This window comes from Neptunomonas sp. (assembly GCF_016744175.1).
Taxonomy (GTDB): Bacteria; Pseudomonadota; Gammaproteobacteria; order Pseudomonadales; family Balneatricaceae; genus Neptunomonas.
The window spans coordinates 1-21,110 of record NZ_JADGEV010000044.1 but is presented as its reverse complement, the minus strand read 5'-3'; the positions used below and the strand labels follow the sequence as shown (position 1 = coordinate 21,110).

Annotated in this window: 20 protein-coding genes; 12 read left to right on the top strand and 8 right to left on the bottom strand. The window is 42.0% G+C overall.

Translation table 11 applies throughout. The features are described 5' to 3' along the window. Positions 1–28: 28 nt before the first annotated feature. Complete coding sequence (locus QZZ55_RS16235) at positions 29–3,184, bottom strand: AraC family transcriptional regulator ligand-binding domain-containing protein (protein ID WP_293268472.1); 3,156 nt, start codon at positions 3,182–3,184, stop codon at positions 29–31. Positions 3,185–3,342: 158 nt separating this feature from the next. Here QZZ55_RS16235 and QZZ55_RS16230 point away from each other — a divergent pair, with 158 nt between their 5' ends. From QZZ55_RS16230 to QZZ55_RS16220, 3 genes are all read left to right on the top strand, one after another. Continuing rightward, positions 3,343–4,071 (top strand): transporter substrate-binding domain-containing protein, encoded by a 729-nt coding sequence (locus QZZ55_RS16230; protein ID WP_293268471.1) that lies wholly within the window; start codon positions 3,343–3,345, stop codon positions 4,069–4,071. Between the two features lie 116 nt (positions 4,072–4,187). Then, positions 4,188–4,376 carry a (2Fe-2S)-binding protein gene (locus QZZ55_RS16225; protein ID WP_293268470.1) on the top strand — a complete coding sequence of 63 codons (189 nt, stop codon included), beginning with the start codon at positions 4,188–4,190 and terminating at the stop codon, positions 4,374–4,376. A gap of 104 nt (positions 4,377–4,480) precedes the next feature. Beyond that, positions 4,481–5,779: a tyrosine-type recombinase/integrase gene (locus QZZ55_RS16220; protein ID WP_293268469.1), complete on the top strand. Its 1,299-nt coding sequence runs from the start codon at positions 4,481–4,483 to the stop codon at positions 5,777–5,779. A 733-nt stretch (positions 5,780–6,512) separates the two neighbouring features. Here the strand turns inward: QZZ55_RS16220 and QZZ55_RS16215 are convergent. From QZZ55_RS16215 to QZZ55_RS16205, 3 genes are all read right to left on the bottom strand, one after another. Continuing rightward, positions 6,513–7,172, bottom strand: coding sequence for a DUF998 domain-containing protein (locus QZZ55_RS16215; RefSeq protein ID WP_293268468.1), 660 nt, complete (start codon positions 7,170–7,172; stop codon positions 6,513–6,515). 55 nt (positions 7,173–7,227) lie between these two features. Further along, on the bottom strand, positions 7,228–8,103 hold the full coding sequence (locus QZZ55_RS16210; protein ID WP_293268467.1) for a hypothetical protein: 876 nt from the start codon (positions 8,101–8,103) through the stop codon (positions 7,228–7,230). A gap of 359 nt (positions 8,104–8,462) precedes the next feature. Beyond that, positions 8,463–8,873 carry a hypothetical protein gene (locus tag QZZ55_RS16205; protein ID WP_293268466.1) on the bottom strand — a complete coding sequence of 137 codons (411 nt, stop codon included), beginning with the start codon at positions 8,871–8,873 and terminating at the stop codon, positions 8,463–8,465. Between the two features lie 135 nt (positions 8,874–9,008). Here QZZ55_RS16205 and QZZ55_RS16200 point away from each other — a divergent pair, with 135 nt between their 5' ends. After that, positions 9,009–9,290 carry a hypothetical protein gene (locus tag QZZ55_RS16200; protein ID WP_293268465.1) on the top strand — a complete coding sequence of 94 codons (282 nt, stop codon included), beginning with the start codon at positions 9,009–9,011 and terminating at the stop codon, positions 9,288–9,290. A gap of 425 nt (positions 9,291–9,715) precedes the next feature. Here the strand turns inward: QZZ55_RS16200 and katG are convergent, their stop codons facing one another. Next, on the bottom strand, positions 9,716–11,914 hold the full coding sequence (gene katG, locus QZZ55_RS16195; protein WP_293268464.1) for a catalase/peroxidase HPI: 2,199 nt from the start codon (positions 11,912–11,914) through the stop codon (positions 9,716–9,718). A 265-nt stretch (positions 11,915–12,179) separates the two neighbouring features. Here katG and QZZ55_RS16190 point away from each other — a divergent pair, with 265 nt between their 5' ends. The 4 genes from QZZ55_RS16190 to QZZ55_RS16175 all read left to right on the top strand — a co-directional run bounded on the left by QZZ55_RS16190 (position 12,180) and on the right by QZZ55_RS16175 (position 15,400). Beyond that, positions 12,180–12,527: a DUF2750 domain-containing protein gene (locus QZZ55_RS16190; RefSeq protein WP_293268463.1), complete on the top strand. Its 348-nt coding sequence runs from the start codon at positions 12,180–12,182 to the stop codon at positions 12,525–12,527. Between the two features lie 139 nt (positions 12,528–12,666). After that, positions 12,667–13,089, top strand: coding sequence for a homoprotocatechuate degradation operon regulator HpaR (gene hpaR, locus QZZ55_RS16185; RefSeq protein WP_293268462.1), 423 nt, complete (start codon positions 12,667–12,669; stop codon positions 13,087–13,089). A 261-nt stretch (positions 13,090–13,350) separates the two neighbouring features. Continuing rightward, complete coding sequence (hpaD, locus tag QZZ55_RS16180; protein ID WP_293268461.1) at positions 13,351–14,202, top strand: 3,4-dihydroxyphenylacetate 2,3-dioxygenase; 852 nt, start codon at positions 13,351–13,353, stop codon at positions 14,200–14,202. Further along, positions 14,147–15,400: a multidrug effflux MFS transporter gene (locus QZZ55_RS16175; RefSeq protein WP_293268460.1), complete on the top strand. Its 1,254-nt coding sequence runs from the start codon at positions 14,147–14,149 to the stop codon at positions 15,398–15,400. Before hpaD ends, QZZ55_RS16175 begins: the two co-directional genes overlap by 56 nt. A gap of 12 nt (positions 15,401–15,412) precedes the next feature. On the opposite strand, the gene QZZ55_RS16170 is transcribed toward QZZ55_RS16175, so the two are convergent. Then, positions 15,413–16,093: a DUF1826 domain-containing protein gene (locus tag QZZ55_RS16170; protein ID WP_293268459.1), complete on the bottom strand. Its 681-nt coding sequence runs from the start codon at positions 16,091–16,093 to the stop codon at positions 15,413–15,415. Between the two features lie 81 nt (positions 16,094–16,174). Here QZZ55_RS16170 and QZZ55_RS16165 point away from each other — a divergent pair, with 81 nt between their 5' ends. From QZZ55_RS16165 to QZZ55_RS16155, 3 genes are read left to right on the top strand one after another with little or no spacing between them, the layout of a single operon-like run. Further along, positions 16,175–17,314 (top strand): outer membrane beta-barrel protein, encoded by a 1,140-nt coding sequence (locus QZZ55_RS16165; RefSeq protein ID WP_293268458.1) that lies wholly within the window; start codon positions 16,175–16,177, stop codon positions 17,312–17,314. Further along, complete coding sequence (locus QZZ55_RS16160) at positions 17,295–18,191, top strand: zinc ABC transporter substrate-binding protein (protein WP_293268457.1); 897 nt, start codon at positions 17,295–17,297, stop codon at positions 18,189–18,191. The genes QZZ55_RS16165 and QZZ55_RS16160 overlap by 20 nt, the downstream gene beginning before the upstream one ends. Beyond that, positions 18,191–18,961 carry a metal ABC transporter permease gene (locus tag QZZ55_RS16155; RefSeq protein WP_293268456.1) on the top strand — a complete coding sequence of 257 codons (771 nt, stop codon included), beginning with the start codon at positions 18,191–18,193 and terminating at the stop codon, positions 18,959–18,961. Before QZZ55_RS16160 ends, QZZ55_RS16155 begins: the two co-directional genes overlap by 1 nt. A 292-nt stretch (positions 18,962–19,253) precedes the next feature. Here the strand turns inward: QZZ55_RS16155 and QZZ55_RS16150 are convergent, their stop codons facing one another. Continuing rightward, a complete protein-coding gene (locus QZZ55_RS16150) occupies positions 19,254–19,622 on the bottom strand; it encodes a VOC family protein (RefSeq protein WP_293268455.1) in 369 nt (122 codons plus the stop codon). A gap of 550 nt (positions 19,623–20,172) precedes the next feature. Here QZZ55_RS16150 and QZZ55_RS16145 point away from each other — a divergent pair. Then, on the top strand, positions 20,173–20,520 hold the full coding sequence (locus QZZ55_RS16145) for a hypothetical protein (RefSeq protein ID WP_293268454.1): 348 nt from the start codon (positions 20,173–20,175) through the stop codon (positions 20,518–20,520). A 34-nt stretch (positions 20,521–20,554) separates the two neighbouring features. Here QZZ55_RS16145 and QZZ55_RS16140 read toward each other — a convergent pair whose 3' ends face one another. Then, positions 20,555–20,944, bottom strand: coding sequence for a 5-carboxymethyl-2-hydroxymuconate Delta-isomerase (locus QZZ55_RS16140; protein ID WP_293268453.1), 390 nt, complete (start codon positions 20,942–20,944; stop codon positions 20,555–20,557). Between the last annotated feature and the right edge of the window lie 166 nt (positions 20,945–21,110).

Below are 21,110 nucleotides of genomic sequence, written 5' to 3'. Positions count from 1 at the left end.
TTAGATTGAGAGCTATTAATTATAAGCGTTATATTGCCAGTAAAGCATACGCTTGTCTTAGCTGTTCCACTTTAGCTGATGCCCCCCAGCGTTGATATAGATAGCTGGATTCGTTTAAACAAAACCGAGCAAGTATAACATGGCCTTGAGCGTGCAAATAATCTGCATATCGCTCATAACAAAGCGCTTTGTGGTATCCAAATTCATGTATTTCTGTTTCTTTAATTGCTTGCTCAAATAACACTGCTGGATCGGTACTATTGCTGTTATTGGGGGATTGCCGGGTTAATAACCTAGATTTTTCTGCTTGGAGTAACAACAATTGTCCTTTGAAATTTGCGGGACAATGTCTTGCCCAAAGTTCTAGTCGTGATTCAATTTGTTCAATTTCTAATCGGCGTTTTCTACCCATATTATGTTGTTGCTGAGATTGTATTAATCGCATCATTGCCGTGCAAAATAAAGCTTCAGCCACACAGAAATAACCAGCAAGTTCATTTTCAAGTGAAGCTTCCCATGCGAACAAGTCAGGCCATACTGATTGCTGGTCTAATAATAACGCTCCTATAATCGTACTAACCGCTTGCCAGCCATGCCTATATGTCACCGTGCTATGGGGTTCGGTACTTGAGCATAATTGCAGAAGCAATAGCTGAGTAGATTCTGCTAAGCATGCCGCTTGATATGTCTGCCTTTGACTTACCATACTTGCGTGACTTTCTTGGCAAAGCATAGATTGCTCAGTCAATGGCATAGCAGAAAAAAACATCAACTGGTGACGTAATACTCGACAATCACTCTGTATTAACCATTGGCTATGTGCAGTTGCAAGATCATCAACACTCTGTAATTGTGACATGGCTACTTCCAAAGGAGTAAACCAATGTAGCACCTGGCTACTTTGAAAAAGCACAGCACTTAGTGAAGACTTGTCTTTAATATTTGGCTCTGTGTTATTTACAAGTAAAGTCGGCTTTCTAAATCCAGTGGCAAGTTCCATACCTTGTTCTGAAAAATCCTGTGCCAAAGCAAAATCAGCACAAAACCAACTAGCAACCCATGCGTAGCTAACAAAAGAAAAAGCGGTTAGTGAACTATGACCATATTTAATAGTAAGCAAAGCCATTTGACTGATAGCACAGGCGGCAAGTAAAGGCTGGCGTTGTTGACGTGCTAACAAACTAATTTGTTCTAATAGCTGCAAACGTAATAGGTTCTTTTGATCATGCATTTGTGGGATGCTCGTGATCAATGAGGCATCAAAAAGATCACTTATCTCATGCAGCTGAGTCAGTAGTAAAGATAACTGCTCCGTTTCATTATCTGGAAATGCTGGATCTAAGGCTGCTAGGCTATGCTGCAAATGTGTTAATGACTCAGTATGTAACCCTTTATGTTGATAGATTTTTGCTTGCATCAACCCCGCAACAATCACTTGTTCAAGATTAGTAGATGTAGGGATTCTAGTTAAATATTCTTGAGCACGATCTATTCTGCCTCCTAACAACAGCAACCGAACACTTTCCAATAAGAGTTTTGATTTCTCATCATGTTGCTCATCAGGGAGGAGGTAATATGCCTGTTTAAAGCAGTCTTGTGCATACAAATACTCCTGCTGTGATTCTGCAAGTAAAGCTGCTTGAATGTTTAATGCTTTGAGCTTTCTAGGTATGTCTATATTTGATGAAAGCACATTTTTTAATAACTTTGCTCCGTCATTAAGATGTGCAAGAACAGGCTTTATTTGATCAAGTGAAAATGGGGAAGGAAGCGCATCAAACATCACTTCACCAATGCTCAAGTGGCGTTGAGCTTTATCTGTATCTGTCATGCACTCATTTAAGGTGTGACGAATGTCAATATGAGAAAAAACATAAGCTGTCTTTTCATCTTGGTCAGAGTTACTTTCATTTTGTAGCAATGATATGGAAGTGATAAGCCCTAGCTGTTCTGCAGGCCAAAGGTGTATTGCTATACGTGCTACGGGGTTATCGGTCGCTTTACTTAATTCTGCGAGAGTAAACCGTTCTCCAAAGAGGGCTGCATACTCAAGAAGCTGCAAATTAAAACCATTAAGCCCTATTATACGCTGCTTTATTTCATCCTGAATATTATCGAATTCTAGCCACGCCGTATTAGTTGGTTTTGAGGGAGGTAGTATAATGTTCTGAGGTAAAACGGCCGGATTAATTTGTTGACGATACGAGCTTGGAGCAAGGCCCATCCAGCGTTTAAATGCTTTTTGAAATGCCGATTGATTAGAAAAACCAAGCTGAAATGCTATTTCACCGAAGCTTAATTGCCCACGTTGTATATGTTGTAAACTTATCTCTTTTCGTGTGTGATCATATACATCTTGGAAGTTCGTACCTAATGCGCCTAATTTTCGTTGAAGCGTCCGTAGACTCAAGCCAACACAGGCGGCAACTTGCTCACGACGAACCGTTCCTCCTCCTTCATTTAGTTGCTGTCGTATTAGATGCCGTGTCTGTGCAATTAGGGCACTTTGTTGGTTAGATTTGCTTAAAAGCGAGTCAGCAAATTCACGGTGTAATTGATGCATCTCTTCATTTGCATCTAAGCAACTATGAGCAAGATACTGGCTAGGTAATAAAATCTGATTACAAGCGGCATCAAACTCTACTTCGGCAGCAAAAAATCTCTGATAAGATTGTGGGTTCTCAGGTTCTGAAAAAGTGAAACGGACAAAATTAACGGGGACCTGCTGACCTGTTAAGGATCGTGGCCAATTAACCAAACAAGCAAGAAAGTACTCAATGGGATGTAGCTCCGGTGAGTTCATTTCAATTGTAAGTAACGTGCCTTCTATTGTTTGCTCCATGTGTAATACAGCGCCCTCAAAAAGAAGAGGGAAGTAGTCAACAAGTGTTTGGTAAGCCTTATCTAACGTCGGCGCTGTTGATATAAGAAAACCAATTGATCCGAGCAAACGAGGCTGAGTAGCTTCACCAAGGTTTAGTGCAATAAGTGGGTTATTCGATATCTCGGCTAACGCTTGTAAAACAAGATTAAAGCGCGAAGCAGGAAAGCGGGCACCGGGTTTTGTGAACTCATCATAAGTTAGATGTACACAATTGAGTACCTGGGATGGCTCCATGCGATAATGTTGAGCCATCTGCAAGACTGGCTCTAATAGCTTTGCAGAAGCAGTTACAACTGACATATACGTATCACTGGCATGAAAAGAGTCTTTTATTTACACAGAGTAAGATATTATGGAACAAAGATTAGCATAGAGCACATTAAAAGTTGTCCTTATGTGCCATTTGAATATCCAATTCTTATTATTCTTAGCAAGGTTAGCGCTATAAAGTATTCTTTATGAAAACAATAGGTATATATTTATTGATGCTCAGCAACATAAGCATAGCGGAGGTATTACGCGTAGGGGTGCCAACACCAGGGCAGATACCATTTTTCTGGCAAGATAAAGCAGGGGAGTATCAAGGGATTTACCCTGACACATTACGTTTAATAGCGAATGACTTGAAATTTAACTTATCATTTGAACCTTTATCTCAAGAGCGACTACGCCGATATTTTGAAATAGGTGAGATTGATATTGAAATGGGAGTATCTGCAAACATTGATGATAGACCCCAAATTAAAAAAGTATCGTTATTTACGCGTTCATTTAGTGTTGTTAATGAAGTAATTATCTATCGTCCAGAACTCTCCTTTCCCGTATTTATTCTTAAAGATCTAGCAGGGCAGCGAGTTGCTACAGTTCGAGGAAACACAGTACCTGATAGCTTAATACGTGAAGACTTCACCAATCAGTGGCAGATAGCACAACGTGTACATCGTGGATGGAACAACATTGGTTTAATGAAAGAGGCTGTTGCGCTTTACTATCAACGAGAAGAAAATCTAAATTATGAAACCTCTCTGCCATATGCAAGCAACCCTGTATCGTTTCGGGTAAACAGTAAAATTAAAGATAAATTGGCCGATATGAACGCAAGTATAGATAGACTAGATAAACAGGGCGTTTTGGAAGAGCTTGTTTGTAAATACCTTTGTGGTCCTACGATACAAAAAAATGAATAACTCGCTAATGATTAATTCCACTATTAATAATCCGCAACCTTGAGTGTATCGAATTCACAGCAGGGAAATTAAAATACTTATAAAATACATTTTTAATAAGATATACGTGGATCATCATGAACAGCGATCGCAAAGAGGCAGATCCAACATTGGTATGTACTTGTAATGACTTATATATAAATGACATACAAGAGTCTATCGATTACGGAGAAACAGAGTATCGTGAGATTTTTGCTGTTCATGGTTTGCAACCGCGTTGTGGTGAATGTGTTGATCACGTCGACGAAATAGTAAATGGTAATTAAAAGAACAAATACTGTTAGATGATGCCGATAATGCTATTTATCGGCATTCGCATATAAGGCATTGTTATTGCTATACTAGTTGAAATAATATCAACGTGAAATCAATGCCAAATCAACCACCTGCTTTACCTTTGTTTGACTCTATTATCCATCTTGAAGATGGGAACCCTAGCATTAACCAGTTCATTGCAAACATTACAATGTATCAGGTTAACGATGCAGCATTAATATACGAACATGCAGTAGATTGGCTACTAGAACAAAGACATAGTGAGAATAACTATAAAACTTATAGAAGTGAATTAACCACATTTCTTTATTGGAGCTTTATAGAAGAAGGCGTTAGCGTTTCAGATATTACGCGGCGAGTACTATTACGCTATATCGACTATTGCATAAAACCACCAAAACATCTGATTGCCTACCGAAATGTCGCCCAGTTCTTATTAGATAAAGATATCGATGAACGAATTCCGAACGAACAATGGCGCCCATTTTTAGGTAAAAAAAAGGAGGGCATAGAACAGCCTTACAAAATCACAGATAAAGCAATAAAAACAAAATTAGCTATTCTATCTTCATTTTTTAGTTACCTTATAAATGAGGAATATACAGAAAGAAACCCCGCTATGATGCTGATGAAAAGTGGACGCTTTAAGTCGAGTTCACAAAACTTAGTAATGAATGAAGATGATGAAGACGTTCGCTCATTTACACAGCTACAGTGGTCTTACGTCATATCCACATCCATTAAGCTGGCTGAATCTGACCCAGAAACACACGAACGCACCCTGTTTTTAATGAGCTTAATGTACAGCTGTTATTTACGTATTTCAGAAGCAGCTGCACGTCCTGGGTTTTCACCAATGATGGGACAATTTCGTCGAGACACTAAAACATCAGTCTGGGGATTTCATATTCCACGCAGTAAAGGCGGCAAAAAAAGAACGGTTGCTGTGTCAAGCCAACTACTTAAAGCGTTAAAAAGATATCGCTGTTTTCTTGGCTTAAGTCCATTACCAGCACCTAATGAAAACACGCCACTATTTATTCGACACCGCGCAGCAGGACGTGGCCGTGACGTCGGTTTATTAAATGCCAACTTGGGTATTCGCCAGCTACGAGAACAGATCAGCTTAGTTTTTGATCTAGCAGCTAATGCAGCGAACAAAGATGGCTTTGAGCAAGACGCCGTCGAAATGCGGCAAATGACACCACATAGCATTCGTCATACCGGAATATCACACGATATAAATATTAACAATCGACCTCTGTCACATGTTCAAGCAGATGCCGGCCATGACAGCATCAACACCACATCTCAATACTTACACACAACAAGAGTAGAGCGACACGAATCTGCAGCTAAAAAACCGATCGATCATTTAGCAAACTCTTACTAATTGAAGTGCCGTACGTGCAGCTCAGTGATACTTGGCCTGCACAAAACAAATCATTGCTACTCTCCGTACGAAAGAATTTCTCCAATAATTCTAGTAAGGCTTAGGCCAGCTCTTTACGAATTGATATTTGATTAGTAAGTACTAACAGCTTTTCAAATGCTCAAATTACGGTATATCTTCTATTATATATAACTTCGCATAATGTATATTATGTTAAATTGTATATTATTCTATTTATGACATTATCTGGAACCCCAATAGCCATATCTATTTCATGCATTGCTCTCTAATCACAGGAATAACAATTTTAGTATTAGCGTTTTAAGCCGACTTGGTTGAGTTGATTTTTTCGTGCGGAGAGCGTCGAAGAATTCTTTTTCGTGGGTAAAGTGACACTGCGTGCAATGTACGCACACTCCCAGAATGTATTATTTCCAATCAACATTGCTATTGAGGAAACCCGATGAGAATAAAAATATGTATTATGTATCGTTTTATCTGTATTTTTAATACAGTTTTGATCCTGCATTTTATCGAACTAAATATTCTATCTCACTACTACATACAGATTTGAGTACTATGATTTCATCTTCAATTAATGCGAGTAAGTAGCACCCATCATGACGAAAGCAACGGCCTTAAGGAAATCAGAAAGCAACACGTGTTCAGATGTTTTTTATATGGTAGACACCCTCTCATTCTCCCTTCTAATAAATGCTGACACATAAATCTCCTAGCCACTCGTCAGTTTTATTGTTAGCCGTTCTTCTTCTGAGGTTATAAATGGAAACATACGGCTTGCAGTGAGCCAAGCAATTCCGAAAGCAGTAAGCCCTATATTCTCCAGTACGAATGTAAGCCTCGGTGTTAGTTTACTGATAGACCCATCAGACATGCTATCAATGGCTAAAACAGCTATGGATAATATAATCAATGCTCCACAGACCCCATAAATAAACGCTCTTATTTTTGCTTCGCTATGACCTTTACTAAGTGCCTTAGTGTAAAAACACAAACAAAAATATGCCAAAATTAAAAACATTATGGCTGCAGAAATATAATGGACCGACGGTAGCAGCAGATCATGGTCGCCTCCACATGTACACGGAAATAATGCCACGCCTAAAGCTGATACTGCTGCAACCTTGCTTAGAATAGCTTCTGTTTTCGACTCGCCATTATATGATAAAAGGAAAGCACTAATAGCGAATAAAAAACCTACAAAGATATCTCGTGCCCAGCCTCCTTCATGATATGAGGCACTGATAGAATCAAGCTGCACCTCTAAAGATAATATATTGGTAAGAGGAGCAAGCGATATTGCAATAAGGCCAACAATTAGCCTGCTGGTATGGTGATCAATGGTGGGAGGTAATGCGCCAGTGCTCTTCATTATCAATGACTCCACTCTAGTGAGTACGAAACAAAGAATTAAATGAAAAATTTGTTTATTTTAAGAAACCTAATTCTGTGATTCTCGCATCAATTTTCTTTGATATTTTCCTATAGCCATCACTGTCTGGGTGAATTTCATTTAACCAATCATTGCTCTCACCAACACTTCCTAGCTTTGCTTTAACGAGAGAGCCTCGCGTGTCAACTACATGAAAGTTTGGTAGCTTATTGCTGCCTTCGCTTAACTCGATAATCCCCTCTGCTAGTCTATCAACAAGGAATTGAGCAAGCTTTATCCATATTCCTTTTGGGATCTCTGCTTTTAAAAATACTGGATATAACCAAGGGCCGGATATTGAAAAAGGAAAGAAACGTGAAGGAGCCTTTCGCGGTACAAAATAGTCATATGTATGAACTAGGATCGGTTTTCCGCATGAAGAGCTCAGAGGTGCGTCTCTTAACTGTACTATTTTTCGAAAGCTATCTTGAATATTCTGTATTGCTTGTTTCAGAATCATCGAATCACAATAGCCTTCAATGTCATTTGTATCATTACCGGCTCTTGCATTTTTAGACAGTATTATATTTTTAGCTTCGTCTATAAGGTCATTACCCCCGCCGCTAATTAATAATAAATCCCATGAAAAACGTTTGTCAGGCAATGCATCTATAAAAGATGAGTTTTTAAGAATATCAGACATGTTGATTATTGTATCGCCTGGTTTAGCGCAGTTTACAATAAGGGTTGAAGCTGAAAAGCGCATAGAAAACAATAAATTAGAAGTTGGTATTCCCGCCAACGTAAACCATGAGTCCCCTTCTGCGAGAATTAAATTATCATTGAATAGAGGATCATCAGAAGGAACTAAAACATCAGTCTGTGCTTCATGCCAAGTAACTATGTTTGGTCTAAACTTTCGACGCGCCATAATATACCGCCTTATATTTTCATCAGATCGAATACAGTAAATATGTATTTTTAAAAATATACAGGGACATCAGAAATCTAAATATTAAACAAACTCCCCCTCTACACAATGACTATAAACACATGTTTAAAATTATTTCAAACATTGGTTTGTTTATTCTCTAAACAGCATAAAACGCAGATATAGCCCCTTATTTTTGAAAAAATATGTAAGCAATGACTGCTGCATCCAAGGCTACAAACACTATAGCTGCCACAATAATAAGTCTTATTTTCCCCTTTAACTTCATATACAGCTCCGTATCGCTTACTTATTTGAGCGCTTTACGTTCAACACTCAGTTATCAAAACATAATTTTATCAGACAGGCTCTTCAAATTCTTCTCTGGAGATTCTACTCCATGTGAACTTACTTCCAAGAACACAAAAGCAAACACTTCCCAACACCATTGCTGCACTTACCCAACTAATGTCATCTCCTTTACTAGAAGCGAGTAGTGACGCTAGGCTTGTCGATAAACCAACCACGGCGGGTGTCAAAAAACCAGGTGTGCTACTAAAGAAAGCGGTTACTGCCCCACCCGCTAGCATTGTTAGGCTATAAACGGTTAGAGCAGAAACAAACCAAAGTTCGCTTTGGTATATCGTGAAAAAACCGTCTGTATCTGCAGAGCTTATATAAGTGGCAATTAGCACATATGCTAATTGTAGTGTTAGGCCGACAATCACAACTGTTACAAGGCCTGCGAGAAAAGCTTTTAAATTAAACATAAGATAAATCCAATATAATGTATAACGCTATTAGCGCATTCTACCGTTATCAAAAAAACGATATATATCAATTTTATGTATATAGAAGAGATTGCATGCTCATCTATTTGTGAGCATGCATTGTCATGAAGTGGTATGATTATTCCTTTACCAATCGAAAACACTGATACTCCTATGAAGAAAAAAAGCTTTCTACAAAAGACCTCTCTCGTATCGGGTATTATCAGCCAAGTTCTCTGCGTGTTGTGCATTATAATGCTCATTATCAAATCACGAGAGTTAGGTATGGAAGATGTGATTTCTGCCAGCTATATGGCGTCCGCCTTTTTCTTTTTTACCGCCGGCCTCGTCCTGATTATCATTGCTAAAGCGAATATACCCAGCTTTCGTTTTGATGACTCCACAGAAGATAGCTAGTATCAAAAATTTTAGAATTGCGATGATACATTTTTAAACGATTCAACATAGCTCATCTAAAAATATAAAAACCATTCCCAACTATCGCTCTATAGAAGTTACTTGATTATCTGTAGCTAACATATTGAATTTATTGATTTCTAGCCTCTAGCATTAACTATTAGACGCTTACAACTCGACAACTCTATTTGATAAGAAGGAGATTAAATCTCCAACCACAAAACAAATTGTCTGATAGTAATGCTGGAATATAATCAGGAATCCCAAAATAGCCCCAACACTGACAGCTGTTAAAAAATCAGATATGTTGAAGTGAATAAGTCCTTTTATGTGTTAAATATATATTTTCAGATTCGATTAAAAAAGTAACCTCAGTAAATACTGAGGTTACTCATAATTTTAAGCGCTAAATAAAAAGCATAGGTTTATTTGAGGTCGAAACGATCCAACTCCATAACTTTTACCCATGCGGCCACAAAGTCGTTAACAAATTTCAATTCTGCATCAGCAGCGGCATACACCTCTGCAACTGCACGTAGCTGTGAATTAGAACCAAACACTAAATCAACTTCTGTGGCCGTCCACTTTAATTGGCCTGTTTGTCGATCAGTGCCTTCTAATACGCCAGCTTCCACTGTCGATTTTTTCCACTGTGTAGTCATATCTAGCAAGTTAACAAAGAAGTCATTTGATAGGGCTTCTGTGCGGTGTGTAAACACACCGTGCAGGGTTTGATCTGTATTGGTATTCAGCACCCGCATACCGCCGACTAGCACTGTCATTTCTGGTACCGTTAAGGTTAACAGTTGTGCTCGATCGACCAATAACTCAGCGGCTGGACGAACATGTTGGCTCACAATATAGTTACGGAATCCATCGGCAACCGGTTGTAGCGCGGAAAACGATTCCACATCAGTTTGTGCCTGGTTAGCATCTGTCCGGCCCGGTTTAAAAGGGACTGTTATATCAACACCTGCATTTTTAGCGGCCGCTTCAATACCCGCACAACCGGCTAGAACAATCAGATCCGCCATGGAGACTTGTTTATCATTAGTGAGTGCACTATCAAACGTTTGCTTGATAGTTTCTAACGTGTGTAGCACCTCGGCTAAATCTTGAGGGTTATTCACAACCCAGTCTTTTTGTGGTGAAAGACGAATGCGTGCGCCATTGGCACCGCCGCGCATATCACTGCCCCGATAACTGGCTGCCGATGCCCACGCTGCTGATACTAGCTGTGCAATGGTTAAGCCTGTCGCCAGAATGTCTGTTTTAATAGAAGCGGCATCCGCTTCGTCAATTAAAGCATGTGTGGCTAACGGTATTGGGTCTTGCCATAATTGTGGTTCAACAGGTACTAAATCCCCAAGACCACGTACATATGGCCCCATATCACGGTGAGTTAACTTAAACCAAGCTTTTGCAAAAGCGTCGGCAAAAGCTGCTGGGTTTTGATGGAAATAACGTGAAATAGGCGCATATATGGGATCTAGCTTTAATGCCATATCCGCTGTTGTCATCATCAGTGCTTCACGGCGAGAAGGACCATGTGCCGCTGGAGCACCAGTAGCATTCGAGCTTGCGGTTGGCGTCCATTGATGGGCACCGGCGGGGCTTTTGGTGAGTTCCCACTCATACCCCATTAGCGCATCAAAAAAACCGTTATCCCATTGCGTTGGGTTGCTAGTCCAAGCACCTTCAACGCCGCTTGTAATAGAATCTTTACCGACACCACTGCCCATGGAATTTTTCCAGCCTAGACCTTGCTCTTCAATACCAGCACCTTCTGGTTCTGCACCGACATAACTAGGATCACCTGCCCCATGAGCCTTACCAAAGGTATGCCCCCCTGCTATTAACGCAACGGTTTCTTCATCATTCATGGCCATACGAGCAAATGTTTCTCGAATATCATGAGCCGATGCCAATGGATCAGGATGGCCGTTCGGCCCTTCTGGGTTAACGTAAATAAGGCCCATCTGTACAGCACCTAAGGGTGATTCAAGCTCACGCTGACCGCTATAACGTTTATCACCTAACCATTGCGTTTCAGGCCCCCAGTAAATATCTTCCTCAGGCTCCCATATATCCACACGTCCTCCGGCAAAACCAAAGGTTTTTAAACCCATTGTTTCCAAAGCTCGATTTCCAGAAAAAATCATTAAATCGGCCCAAGATATTTTATCGCCATATTTTTGTTTGATCGGCCAGAGTAAGCGCCTAGCTTTATCAAGATTGCCATTATCAGGCCAACTATTGAGAGGGGCAAAACGTTGTGAGCCTGTGCCCGCCCCGCCACGACCATCATAGATTCGATAAGTACCGGCACTGTGCCATGCCATACGAATGAATAGCGGTCCGTAATGGCCATAGTCCGCCGGCCACCAATCTTGAGAGTCTGTCATAAGAGCATCTAGGTCTTTAGCTAATGCATCTAAATCAAGCGAGTTAAAAGCTGATGCATAGTCAAAGTCAGCACCTAATGGATTATTCTCTTGCGTATTTTGGCTAAGAACCTTCAAGTTTAATTGGTTTGGCCACCAGTGTTGATTCGCTTTACTGCCTGTAGCCACTTGTTTATGCGCCCCGTGCATCACAGGACATTTACCTTGTTCACCACTCATGCGCTTAATCCTCATCAATCAAATTACTAGGAAGTCTTACCTACGGTATTTATTTCAGACTTGAGCACACTATAAACAGGAGCTCTCCACACTTATAATTGATTAAATCTTTAACCTTAATAGTTAAAATTTAAAACACTCAGCAAATCACTAATTCAACTGGAAAATATCTGTTTGTAATTGACACCACCTGTGCAAGCCGACACTATGCGCACCTAATAACAGCTTACGCCTTCACGCGTAACAATTTTCTTAACGGTGCCCTATGAGCGAGCAAGATAACGAAGCAAATTATCAGAAATTTCTGCAACAAATTTGCAGCCAACAAGAGATTTGGATTCTTACCGACACTCATGGTTGCGTCATGCTGAATACAGATGATGAAGATTGCGTACCGGTTTGGGCGAATGAAGCTGACGCCAGCAACTGGGCCAATGGCGAGTGGCAAACGTGTGAAGCACAAGCCATTACGTTAAAAACGTGGCAACATCGTTGGACAGCAGGCCTTGTGGAAGATGAATTCCTTGTGGTGATTGCTCCTCAAGAAGATCAGCTAGGCTTAGTGGTACACCCTGAAGATTTAGATTCGGATATCCGTAAAACAAGAAAGTGATCGGCATCTATTTATAAGCCCGCAAAAATATTGCGTATGCTGACAGCCATTACAGGATGATTGCTGCAATGACATGAAGCGCTTGCAGAAGAACCCTTTAACCGTAACAATTAGCTATTCTTAATTGAGAAGACTAATAATGCGTAAGTTTGAAGACTCTATCCCGTTACAATTGCTCAAAGCTCGCGAAGCATCCATGCAGTTTTTCCGCCCGTTATTACAGAAAAACAACCTAACCGAGCAGCAATGGCGTGTTCTTCGTGCACTGAAGGCTTACGACGAACTTGAATCAAAACAACTCGCAGATCTTTGTTGCATTCTTAGCCCGAGTTTAACAGGCATCATTAAGCGGCTCGAACAACAAGGTTACATTGAGAGACGTAAATCATCTGAAGACCAACGCCGCACTCTCATCAAACTAACAGAACAAGCTTTACAACTGTTCGAGCAAATCAGCCCAGAAGTCGACGCGCACTATCAATTATTTGCTGAGCGTTTTGGTAAAGAAAAACTAGATCAGCTTTCAAAACTGTTGCAAGAATTAGCCTCAATCAAGCCTTAGTGATTCTTTTTTTACAAACCCGTATATCCCTATCGGGTTTGTAAAGCATCGGTCTTAGAACCACCCTATATTGTCTTTCATACCATGATCAGCACGTTTGATTCTTACCTCCCCTATTGACAATAGATAACATGTTAACTAATATTTGCGCATGTACTTAATATATTAACTAATAATCCCGTTAGTCATCCATTTGCGGTTAGGTGCAAAGCACACAGCCAGATGGCTTATACTGATATCAATACTAAGTGAGGTAACACAATGGGCGAGATTGTACTGGCAGCTAAAATAACTCACGTGCCAACGATGCTGTTATCGGAGCAACCCGGACGTTTGGAAGGCTGTCGCAAGCAAGCCATTGATGGGCATAAAGAGATTGCACGTCGTGCCCGAGAAGCAGGTGCCGATACAGTAGTGGTTATAGACACCCACTGGCTTGTGAACAACGGTTACCATATAAATTCTAATAGCCGTTTTAAAGGCAATTACACCAGCCACGAGTTTCCTCACTTTATTCAGAACATGGAATACGATTACCAAGGCAACCCTGAACTTGGCGACTTAATAGCAAAGAAGGCAACAGATAAAGGCGTTTATACACTCTCCCATCAAGTTGACTCACTTACACTTGAATATGGCACCTTAGTGCCTATGTATTATATGAACCAAGAAGCTGACCTAAAAATCGTCTCTATTTCTGGTTGGTGTAGCGTTCATAGTCTTGAGTCATCACGTATCCTTGGCGAAGCTATTCGTGAAGCTATTGAAGCCAGTGATAGTAAAGTAATGGTACTTGCTTCAGGGTCTTTATCTCACCGGATTTGGGCTAATGAGGATTACGAAGCAAACAATGGTACGTTTACAATCTCCAAAGAATTTAACCGCCAGGTTGATCTTCGCGTTTTAGACCTTTGGCAACAAGGCGATACTGCTACCTTCTTAAAAATGCTCCCTGACTATGCAAACCTTTGTTCTGGCGAAGGCGGTATGCACGATACAGCCATGCTGTTTGGCGCACTGGGATGGGATGAGTATCAGGGTAAAGGAGAAATAATTGGTGAATATTTCCCTAGCTCTGGCACAGGACAAGTCAACGTTGTTTTCAGCCTTTAAAAATAAATCGACGCCTACAACACCGGTTTCATTGCTCGCTGGCATGGCGATAGCCAGCCCTGTTGCGCTTAATATCTTTGCTCCGGTCATGCCGGAGCTGGCTGTTACATTTAACACCAGTACTTTCACTATCCAGCTGGGCTTTACCCTGTACCTTTTCACACTTGCTATTGGCCAGCTAATCAGCGGACCTCTGGCCGATCGCTATGGTCGCAGGCCAGTACTACTATGGGGTTTTATCCTACATATCGCGGGATGTGTACTCGGTGTTATGGCTGTTGAAGTCTGGCAACTATTGTTAGCACGCGTGCTACAAGCCGCCGGAGGTTGTACCGGTATGCTACTGGCGCGCAGTATTATTTTAGATCAACACGGAAAAGATCAGGCCGCTGGCATGCTCGGCTATATCACTTTAGGTATTGCTACTGCACAGGCAATAGCGCCTACCATGGGTGGTTATCTTAATCTGCTCGCTGGTTGGCAAAGCGTATTCTGGCTTTCTATGATTCTGGGATCAATCGTGTGGCTAGGAGCACTTCTGTACCTGCCAGAATCAAATCAGATTGATCAGCAAAACAGAGGCCTCCTTGATAGCTTTAAGCGCTACAACAGCGTTTTGTCTTCACCCGGTTACCTCTGGTACGCCCTATCGTGCACCATGATAGCGTGTGGTTTCTTTATCTTTATTACTAGCGCTCCCTTTGTTGTAGCTAAGTATATGCAAGGCAGCGCAGTGGATTATGGTAATTGGTTCATACTGGTGGCCGGTGGCTTCTGGTTAGGCAGCCTGACGGCTGGAAGAGTATCCGCAAAAGCGGGCACCGACCGAATGATAAGACTAGGAAACTATATTTCTGGTATAGGAAGCCTACTAATGCTTGGCTTGTTCATAGTAGAAACACCCAGCTACTTGAGCTTATTTCTACCGATGGCTTTGTTCACGTATGGCAGAGGTTTAAGCCAGCCTAATGCCCAAGCCAGTGCTATATCCGCTACCCGCGGTGCCAAGGCTACTGCTACAGGAATGCTCGGCTTTCTTCAGCTTTTGATAGGCTCACTCATGGCTCAATTAACACCGGTACTCATGCTAATGGGGCTTGTTGTACTTCCTATCGTTCTGTTGTGCATGGTGATACTCGCAGCCTATTGCTATTACCGAGGCATTAAGGCCAGCACGGCCGATTGGATTGACGTTTAGATCTATCTCTTCTCAAGCAAAATCCATCGTTACAACAACGCGCCTCTCATTTGGAGCAACGGCTGGAGATCGATGAACCGCACCAAATCCGTCATTGCCAAACCAGCCATCGCCTTTTAACAGTAGAATATCACCCTGACTAGCTTGCTGAATACTAGCAGCATTATGGTATAGACCCGATTCCTTATCGCTTAATCCCATATTACCTGCACCGAGTTTCGTGCGATCCACACCGTAACCGCCGAGCCATTCCGTTCCCTGTCCATAATACGTGGTGACCAGACGACAACCTAGTTTATCTGTATGGAAGCGGGGACACATCGCTCGGTCTAACACTTGCAATCTCAGACCAACTTCAGCCAGGTCGAACAAGCAGGAGTACATGTCCAATAACAAAGTCAGATCTTCTATAAATGCGGATTGTCCCGCCAAATCCGGTACTAAGGATATAAGCGACTGTGTTGTCGTCTTATGCTTAAAAACTGAGCGCAGATTAAAGTTTGGGTTGTTATCTACTAGTTTTTCGCAGTAGCTCGTGACTTCATCAGGCAGCGACCGCTGTAATACAACTAGATTTATTTGTTCTTCATAGATAGTTGTCATCACCTCTGGGGAATCCCCTGTTTTATGATTATCTTCACTCTGGTAACGCTTTATAAAAACATTACTTTCTACTCGTTCCGTAGCACCCACAACAATCACCTATTTCAATGAAATCAAAAACAATCTACAATGTTATAGTATAACATAACAGTAAAGTTTAGAGGTTCAGGAATGAAAAGAAAAGCGTTGGCATTGGCTACGGCTGTGCTTTGCTCGCAGGCAAATGTTGTTAATGCGCTTGAGGTAGGGGTAATTCTGGATGCCTATCACAAATCAGAAACTACGGCTTTGGGAGGGCGAACTGAAGGGTTTGGTTCGAGTCACAGTGAATTAAGCCTATCACAGGATGTTGCTAACTTTGCGACAGCACACATGGCCCTGGTCGGTGAGTGGAATGAGCAAGAAAGTGATCTTCAACTTGAAGAAGCTTATCTTCAGTCTTCTGCGCTACCAGGGGGGCTAAATGTTACAGCCGGACGCTTTTTAGCAGACATCGGTTATCTTAATGCGACTCACAGCCATTCTGACAATTTCAGCGAAAGGCCTTTGCTGTACAGAGCCTTTTTAGGTGGCCATTACTTTGATGATGGTATCGGTGTTAGTTGGCTGGCACCTACAGATCGGTACTGGCGCTTGAGCGCAGGAGCTTTTACGGGTGATGAATTTGGCGAGGAAGGCTCAGAATCTAGTATTGGTACCTGGACGCTATCTACTGAGTTTGGTGATGATATCGGCAATAACGCAAGCTGGCAGATGGGAGTAAGCTACCTGAGTAATAAAACTCAAACGTCAGGTCATCACGAGGATGAAGAGGATCACGACGATGAACATGAAGAGCATGATCACGAAGAGCACGACCATGCAGGCCATGCTCATGGAGCTGAGTTTCAAGGGGAAAAGCTCTACTTAACAGACCTGGTATGGAAATGGGCACCACAGGGAAATAATCGGCAACAGCAAGTTAAGCTAGCGGCTGAGTATGCCTATGTTGATGACATTTATGGTGCAGAATTTGATCATTATGATGGTTGGTATTTATCTGGAGTTTATCAGTTTGATGAAAACTGGGCGACTGGCATTCGCCACGGTCGTGTAAACCTGGCAGAAGAGCACGAGCACGATGGTGAGCATGAATGGGAAGCGAGCCGTTTAACTGAAACAAGTGTGATGCTGAGTTGGATGCCTACTCATACACAGCGACTGCGTCTTGAATATAAACATCAAGATGCTGACCATATGGAAGGGACAGATAACGCCATTACATTTCATTACCAAGTTGGATTCGGTGCACATGCTGCGCATAGCTTCTAAGATATTTGCTCTCAGCTTGTTTGCGCTGGTTAATACCGCGCAAGCATTAACCATCTTCACCTGCGAGCCGGAATGGGCTGCTCTCAGTAAGGAATTAGCGCCTGGCGCTAAAGTATTTAGCGCTACTCATGCCTACCAGGACCCGCACTATATTGAAGCGCGTCCCAGCTTGATCTCGAAGATAGCAAAAGCTGATTTAGTAATCTGTAGTGGAGCCGGCCTGGAATCCGGCTGGCTTCCCGCATTACAAAAGCGCGCGGCTAACCGAAAGATCGTGAATGGTGCCGATGGCATGCTCTACTTGTCTCAATTTATTGAGACAATAGAGAAACATGAAACTGAATTCTTTAGTACCAAACATGTGCACCCGAAAGGCAATCCACACTTCCATTTAGATCCTGATCGTTTATCAAAACTGGCGGTGGTGATTAGCCAACGTTTACAGATCATTGATTCTGGCTCTCGCCTGATCTATCAGCAGGCGCTGGCAAAATGGCAAATCAAATGGCAGCAGTCGCTGCAACAGTGGAAACAGCAAGCAGCGAAGTTAAAAGGCCAGCCTGTTGTTGTGCAACATACAAGCTTTAGTTATCTGATTAACTGGATAGGTATGGATGCTATTGCTGATTTGGAGCCAAAGCCAGGTGTGCCACCAACGATGGCGCATGCACAATCTCTGATTGAGGAAGCCCGCCAAAAGCAGCCGGTTGCTATCCTTACAAACTGGTATCAAAACGATCGAGCCGCTCGCTGGTTGTCCGATAAGACAGAGATTAAACACCTGAACCTACCTGCAACAGTTGATCTTAAAGGGGATATCAATAACCTCCAACGTTTATTTGATCACCTTCTTACTCAACTACAGGAAGCTCAGTAGTGCAGATACTCGAAATAGGATTACCTGTATTAGTTGCAGGTTTATTGATTATGGCAAGCCATATTCCGTTAGGTTATCAAGTACTCAAGCGAGGAATTGTTTTTATAGATCTTGCGATTGCGCAAGTTGCTGCACTAGGGACAGTATTAGCAAGCCAGATGCATAGGCACGATAATAACCAGTGGCTTTTACAAGGTATGGCAATATTGTTTGCCTTGTTAGGTGTCGGATTAGTCGCCTGGGTTAATAGAAACTTTCCAGAGTGGCGTGAAGCGTTTATCGGCTTAATATACGTAACTGCTGCTTCAGCATTAGTACTACTGGTGTCCGGGCAGCCCAAGGGCGGCCAGCTGTTAACCAGTACATTAAGTGGAGATATTCTCTGGCTGACTTGGCAAGACCTTACTCTGCTCGTTCTGGCTGCTGTATTTGTGCAGTTACTTGCCCATGTTTGGCCGGAAAAACTAGAGCGCTTTTTTTATCTGGTTTTTGCAGTCACAATCACCCTTTCTGTTGTTAAAGCAGGTATCTATCTGGTGTTTGTTTGCCTGATAGCTCCAGCGCTGGCTTCTATTGTGCATAACAAGTCCAAATTTTGGTCATACTTAGTCGGCTGTATGGGTTTTGTTGCTGGATTAACAGCGGCTTGGCTCTATGATCTTCCAGCAGCGGCTTGCGTTGTCGTTAGCATCATTTTGTCTCTTGTAGTCGCGCTGGGTATACAACAACTGATTGGCCGCGCAGATGCAGCTACCCAGGCACACCCCTGACTAACGCAGCTCGTTTCAAAATGATCACCATATCTGGTGCCTGCTTGTGGCATCTGCCTGCCTAAATGCTCAATCTGGTTCTGCTCATAACCACTTCAGTCGCAAAGCGACCCCAAGGAAATATAGAGTCGCTTTTCTTAAGTATGATTTAATTCATTCATCAGCACAGCACTCTTCCTGTAAAATTTGTGAAAATATTCGCGAAACGCAGGTACAAATTGAGTGCAAGGTTTGGGCGTTAACTGAAGAAATTTGTTAGCTTTTATTTAAACAATAAAATATTTAGCGCTTGTCAATTACCAGAATTATTGGAAATGTCCTGAACAAAAGAAATTTTATTTCCTTCCGGATCGATTATTTCCGCCATTTTGATAATTTCTGGATACTCTACAATCTCTCCAATGGGCAAATTAGCGTCTGAAAAAGCTTTACTCTGTTCTTCTATGTCATTTACACCAATTACTACTGTTGTACTGCCAGCGCGTTCCGGGTCAATTGATACTTGAATCCATGCGTTTTCTACAAGCTGCCATTCTGCAATACCCTCCATAGGCACAACATCTGGATCGCGCCCAAACAACTTTCTATACCACTCAAGGGTAAGCTCAAAGTTCTTTACGGGGATAACTGAGACAACACTATTAATATTTTGAGTTGGCATCGTACTTCCTTAAATGTAAATGGTTGAGCAACGTATCTAAGAGAGAAAGTGGTCTTACCCATAAAAGGCGCGAGTTTACGAGCGTCTAGCCCACGTCTTTTTGTGGCGATTTTTCGTGGCCTTGTGTACGCCCAGTATGGGCATGAACCAATGAGGTGAAAGTCCTCTGTAGGAAGGTCACCATCCATAGCGATTTATATCGCCATTAGATGTTAACTACTAGCGAATGGCAAGAGCTTAACCGTGAGGCAGGGTTTGGAGGAAGCCGGACGAAAAACTGCGAGCTGATGAACAAAAACATCATATGAGGCGTAGGCTGGAGGCATCATCACCCTGCTTGAGCAACCACGATGAAACGAATTATAAATGAATCCCACGTTAGAGCTCCAATACAGTCAATTGATTTTCTCTTAGGGGTTTTAAGTAACTTTTCATCGAACACAGGTGTAAAGTAACCAACAGTGAACTCAATTACAGATTTCCAAGCAAAATATACCTCTTTTAAATGGTGTATCACTTCTCTTATTAAAACCCATCACAGGACCGCTCAATGAGATATTACTTGAGAGCTCTTCAATCTTTGGTGGCAGTACTTCTTGCCACTCTCGTTCTTGTGGGCTGCAGCGATATGGCAAAGCCTAAGCAAGTGTCTTTGGCGATGCTAGCAGAGCGTGCTGCTAGTTTTGATAACAGCCAAGTCATCACCCGAGGCATAGTTCGCCGCTTCGAGGCTCCTTTACACTACTGGATAGAAGACGAAGATTTAAATCGGGTCGAGGTATTTCCTCAAGAGAGAGTGGCCTTATTTTTGGGTGAAACTGTATTTGTGGAAGGCCACTTTCGCTTCTCAGAGACCGAAGGACGGCGGCTAACGCTGTCTAAGATCATGCGGGAGTGAGCATAAAACAAACACATAACTCACACCTAAAAACTTACTTCTTATCTGCTAGTTTTTTATGGATGTTGTTCATTCGATAATTACGCTCTGGGTGTAGCTCGATCATTTCAAAACCGATGCTCATCCAGCGTTTATCAAATGCAGGTTTAAGGTACGCGGTAAAGGTTTCAAACACCTTATCGGATGCTGCCTTAAGCACTTCAGGCTCACGCCCTGAACCCACTTTTGCCGTTAGATGAACAAAGGTATTTTCTGGGTCGCCTTCGCCAATACGAAAATGCTCACAACGAATAGCGCGTGTGCGAATGCCTCCAATAGGAAATACACCGGTACCTATGGCTGTTTCGTTCAGCTTTTCAAATAACCCTGGGATGTCTAAGTCATCATCAAGATTAGCTGAGTATTCCATAATAAAATGCGGCATTTTACCTCCTGCACACCTAAGATCAGGTGCCAATTATCATCGTATAAGAACAAAAAAACGTGTCGTTACCTATAGAGACAACAACACGTTAGATAACGAAACAATACGCTTAACGGTTTAAACCACCGATACAGATATATTTTGTCTCAAGGTAGTCATCCAGCCC

Coding starts and splice junctions, on each gene's coding strand:
- QZZ55_RS16190 (WP_293268463.1), top strand. CDS start 12,180: ATGAGCGAGCAAGATAACGAAGCAAATTATCAGAAATTTCTGCAACAA.
- QZZ55_RS16215 (WP_293268468.1), bottom strand. CDS start 7,172: ATGAAGAGCACTGGCGCATTACCTCCCACCATTGATCACCATACCAGC.
- QZZ55_RS16235 (WP_293268472.1), bottom strand. CDS start 3,184: ATGTCAGTTGTAACTGCTTCTGCAAAGCTATTAGAGCCAGTCTTGCAG.
- QZZ55_RS16145 (WP_293268454.1), top strand. CDS start 20,173: ATGAGATATTACTTGAGAGCTCTTCAATCTTTGGTGGCAGTACTTCTT.
- hpaD (WP_293268461.1), top strand. CDS start 13,351: ATGGGCGAGATTGTACTGGCAGCTAAAATAACTCACGTGCCAACGATG.
- QZZ55_RS16140 (WP_293268453.1), bottom strand. CDS start 20,944: ATGCCGCATTTTATTATGGAATACTCAGCTAATCTTGATGATGACTTA.
- QZZ55_RS16200 (WP_293268465.1), top strand. CDS start 9,009: ATGATTATTCCTTTACCAATCGAAAACACTGATACTCCTATGAAGAAA.
- QZZ55_RS16230 (WP_293268471.1), top strand. CDS start 3,343: ATGAAAACAATAGGTATATATTTATTGATGCTCAGCAACATAAGCATA.
- QZZ55_RS16210 (WP_293268467.1), bottom strand. CDS start 8,103: ATGGCGCGTCGAAAGTTTAGACCAAACATAGTTACTTGGCATGAAGCA.
- QZZ55_RS16150 (WP_293268455.1), bottom strand. CDS start 19,622: ATGCCAACTCAAAATATTAATAGTGTTGTCTCAGTTATCCCCGTAAAG.
- QZZ55_RS16165 (WP_293268458.1), top strand. CDS start 16,175: ATGAAAAGAAAAGCGTTGGCATTGGCTACGGCTGTGCTTTGCTCGCAG.
- QZZ55_RS16225 (WP_293268470.1), top strand. CDS start 4,188: ATGAACAGCGATCGCAAAGAGGCAGATCCAACATTGGTATGTACTTGT.
- QZZ55_RS16205 (WP_293268466.1), bottom strand. CDS start 8,873: ATGTTTAATTTAAAAGCTTTTCTCGCAGGCCTTGTAACAGTTGTGATT.
- QZZ55_RS16220 (WP_293268469.1), top strand. CDS start 4,481: ATGCCAAATCAACCACCTGCTTTACCTTTGTTTGACTCTATTATCCAT.
- hpaR (WP_293268462.1), top strand. CDS start 12,667: ATGCGTAAGTTTGAAGACTCTATCCCGTTACAATTGCTCAAAGCTCGC.
- QZZ55_RS16160 (WP_293268457.1), top strand. CDS start 17,295: ATGCTGCGCATAGCTTCTAAGATATTTGCTCTCAGCTTGTTTGCGCTG.
- katG (WP_293268464.1), bottom strand. CDS start 11,914: ATGAGTGGTGAACAAGGTAAATGTCCTGTGATGCACGGGGCGCATAAA.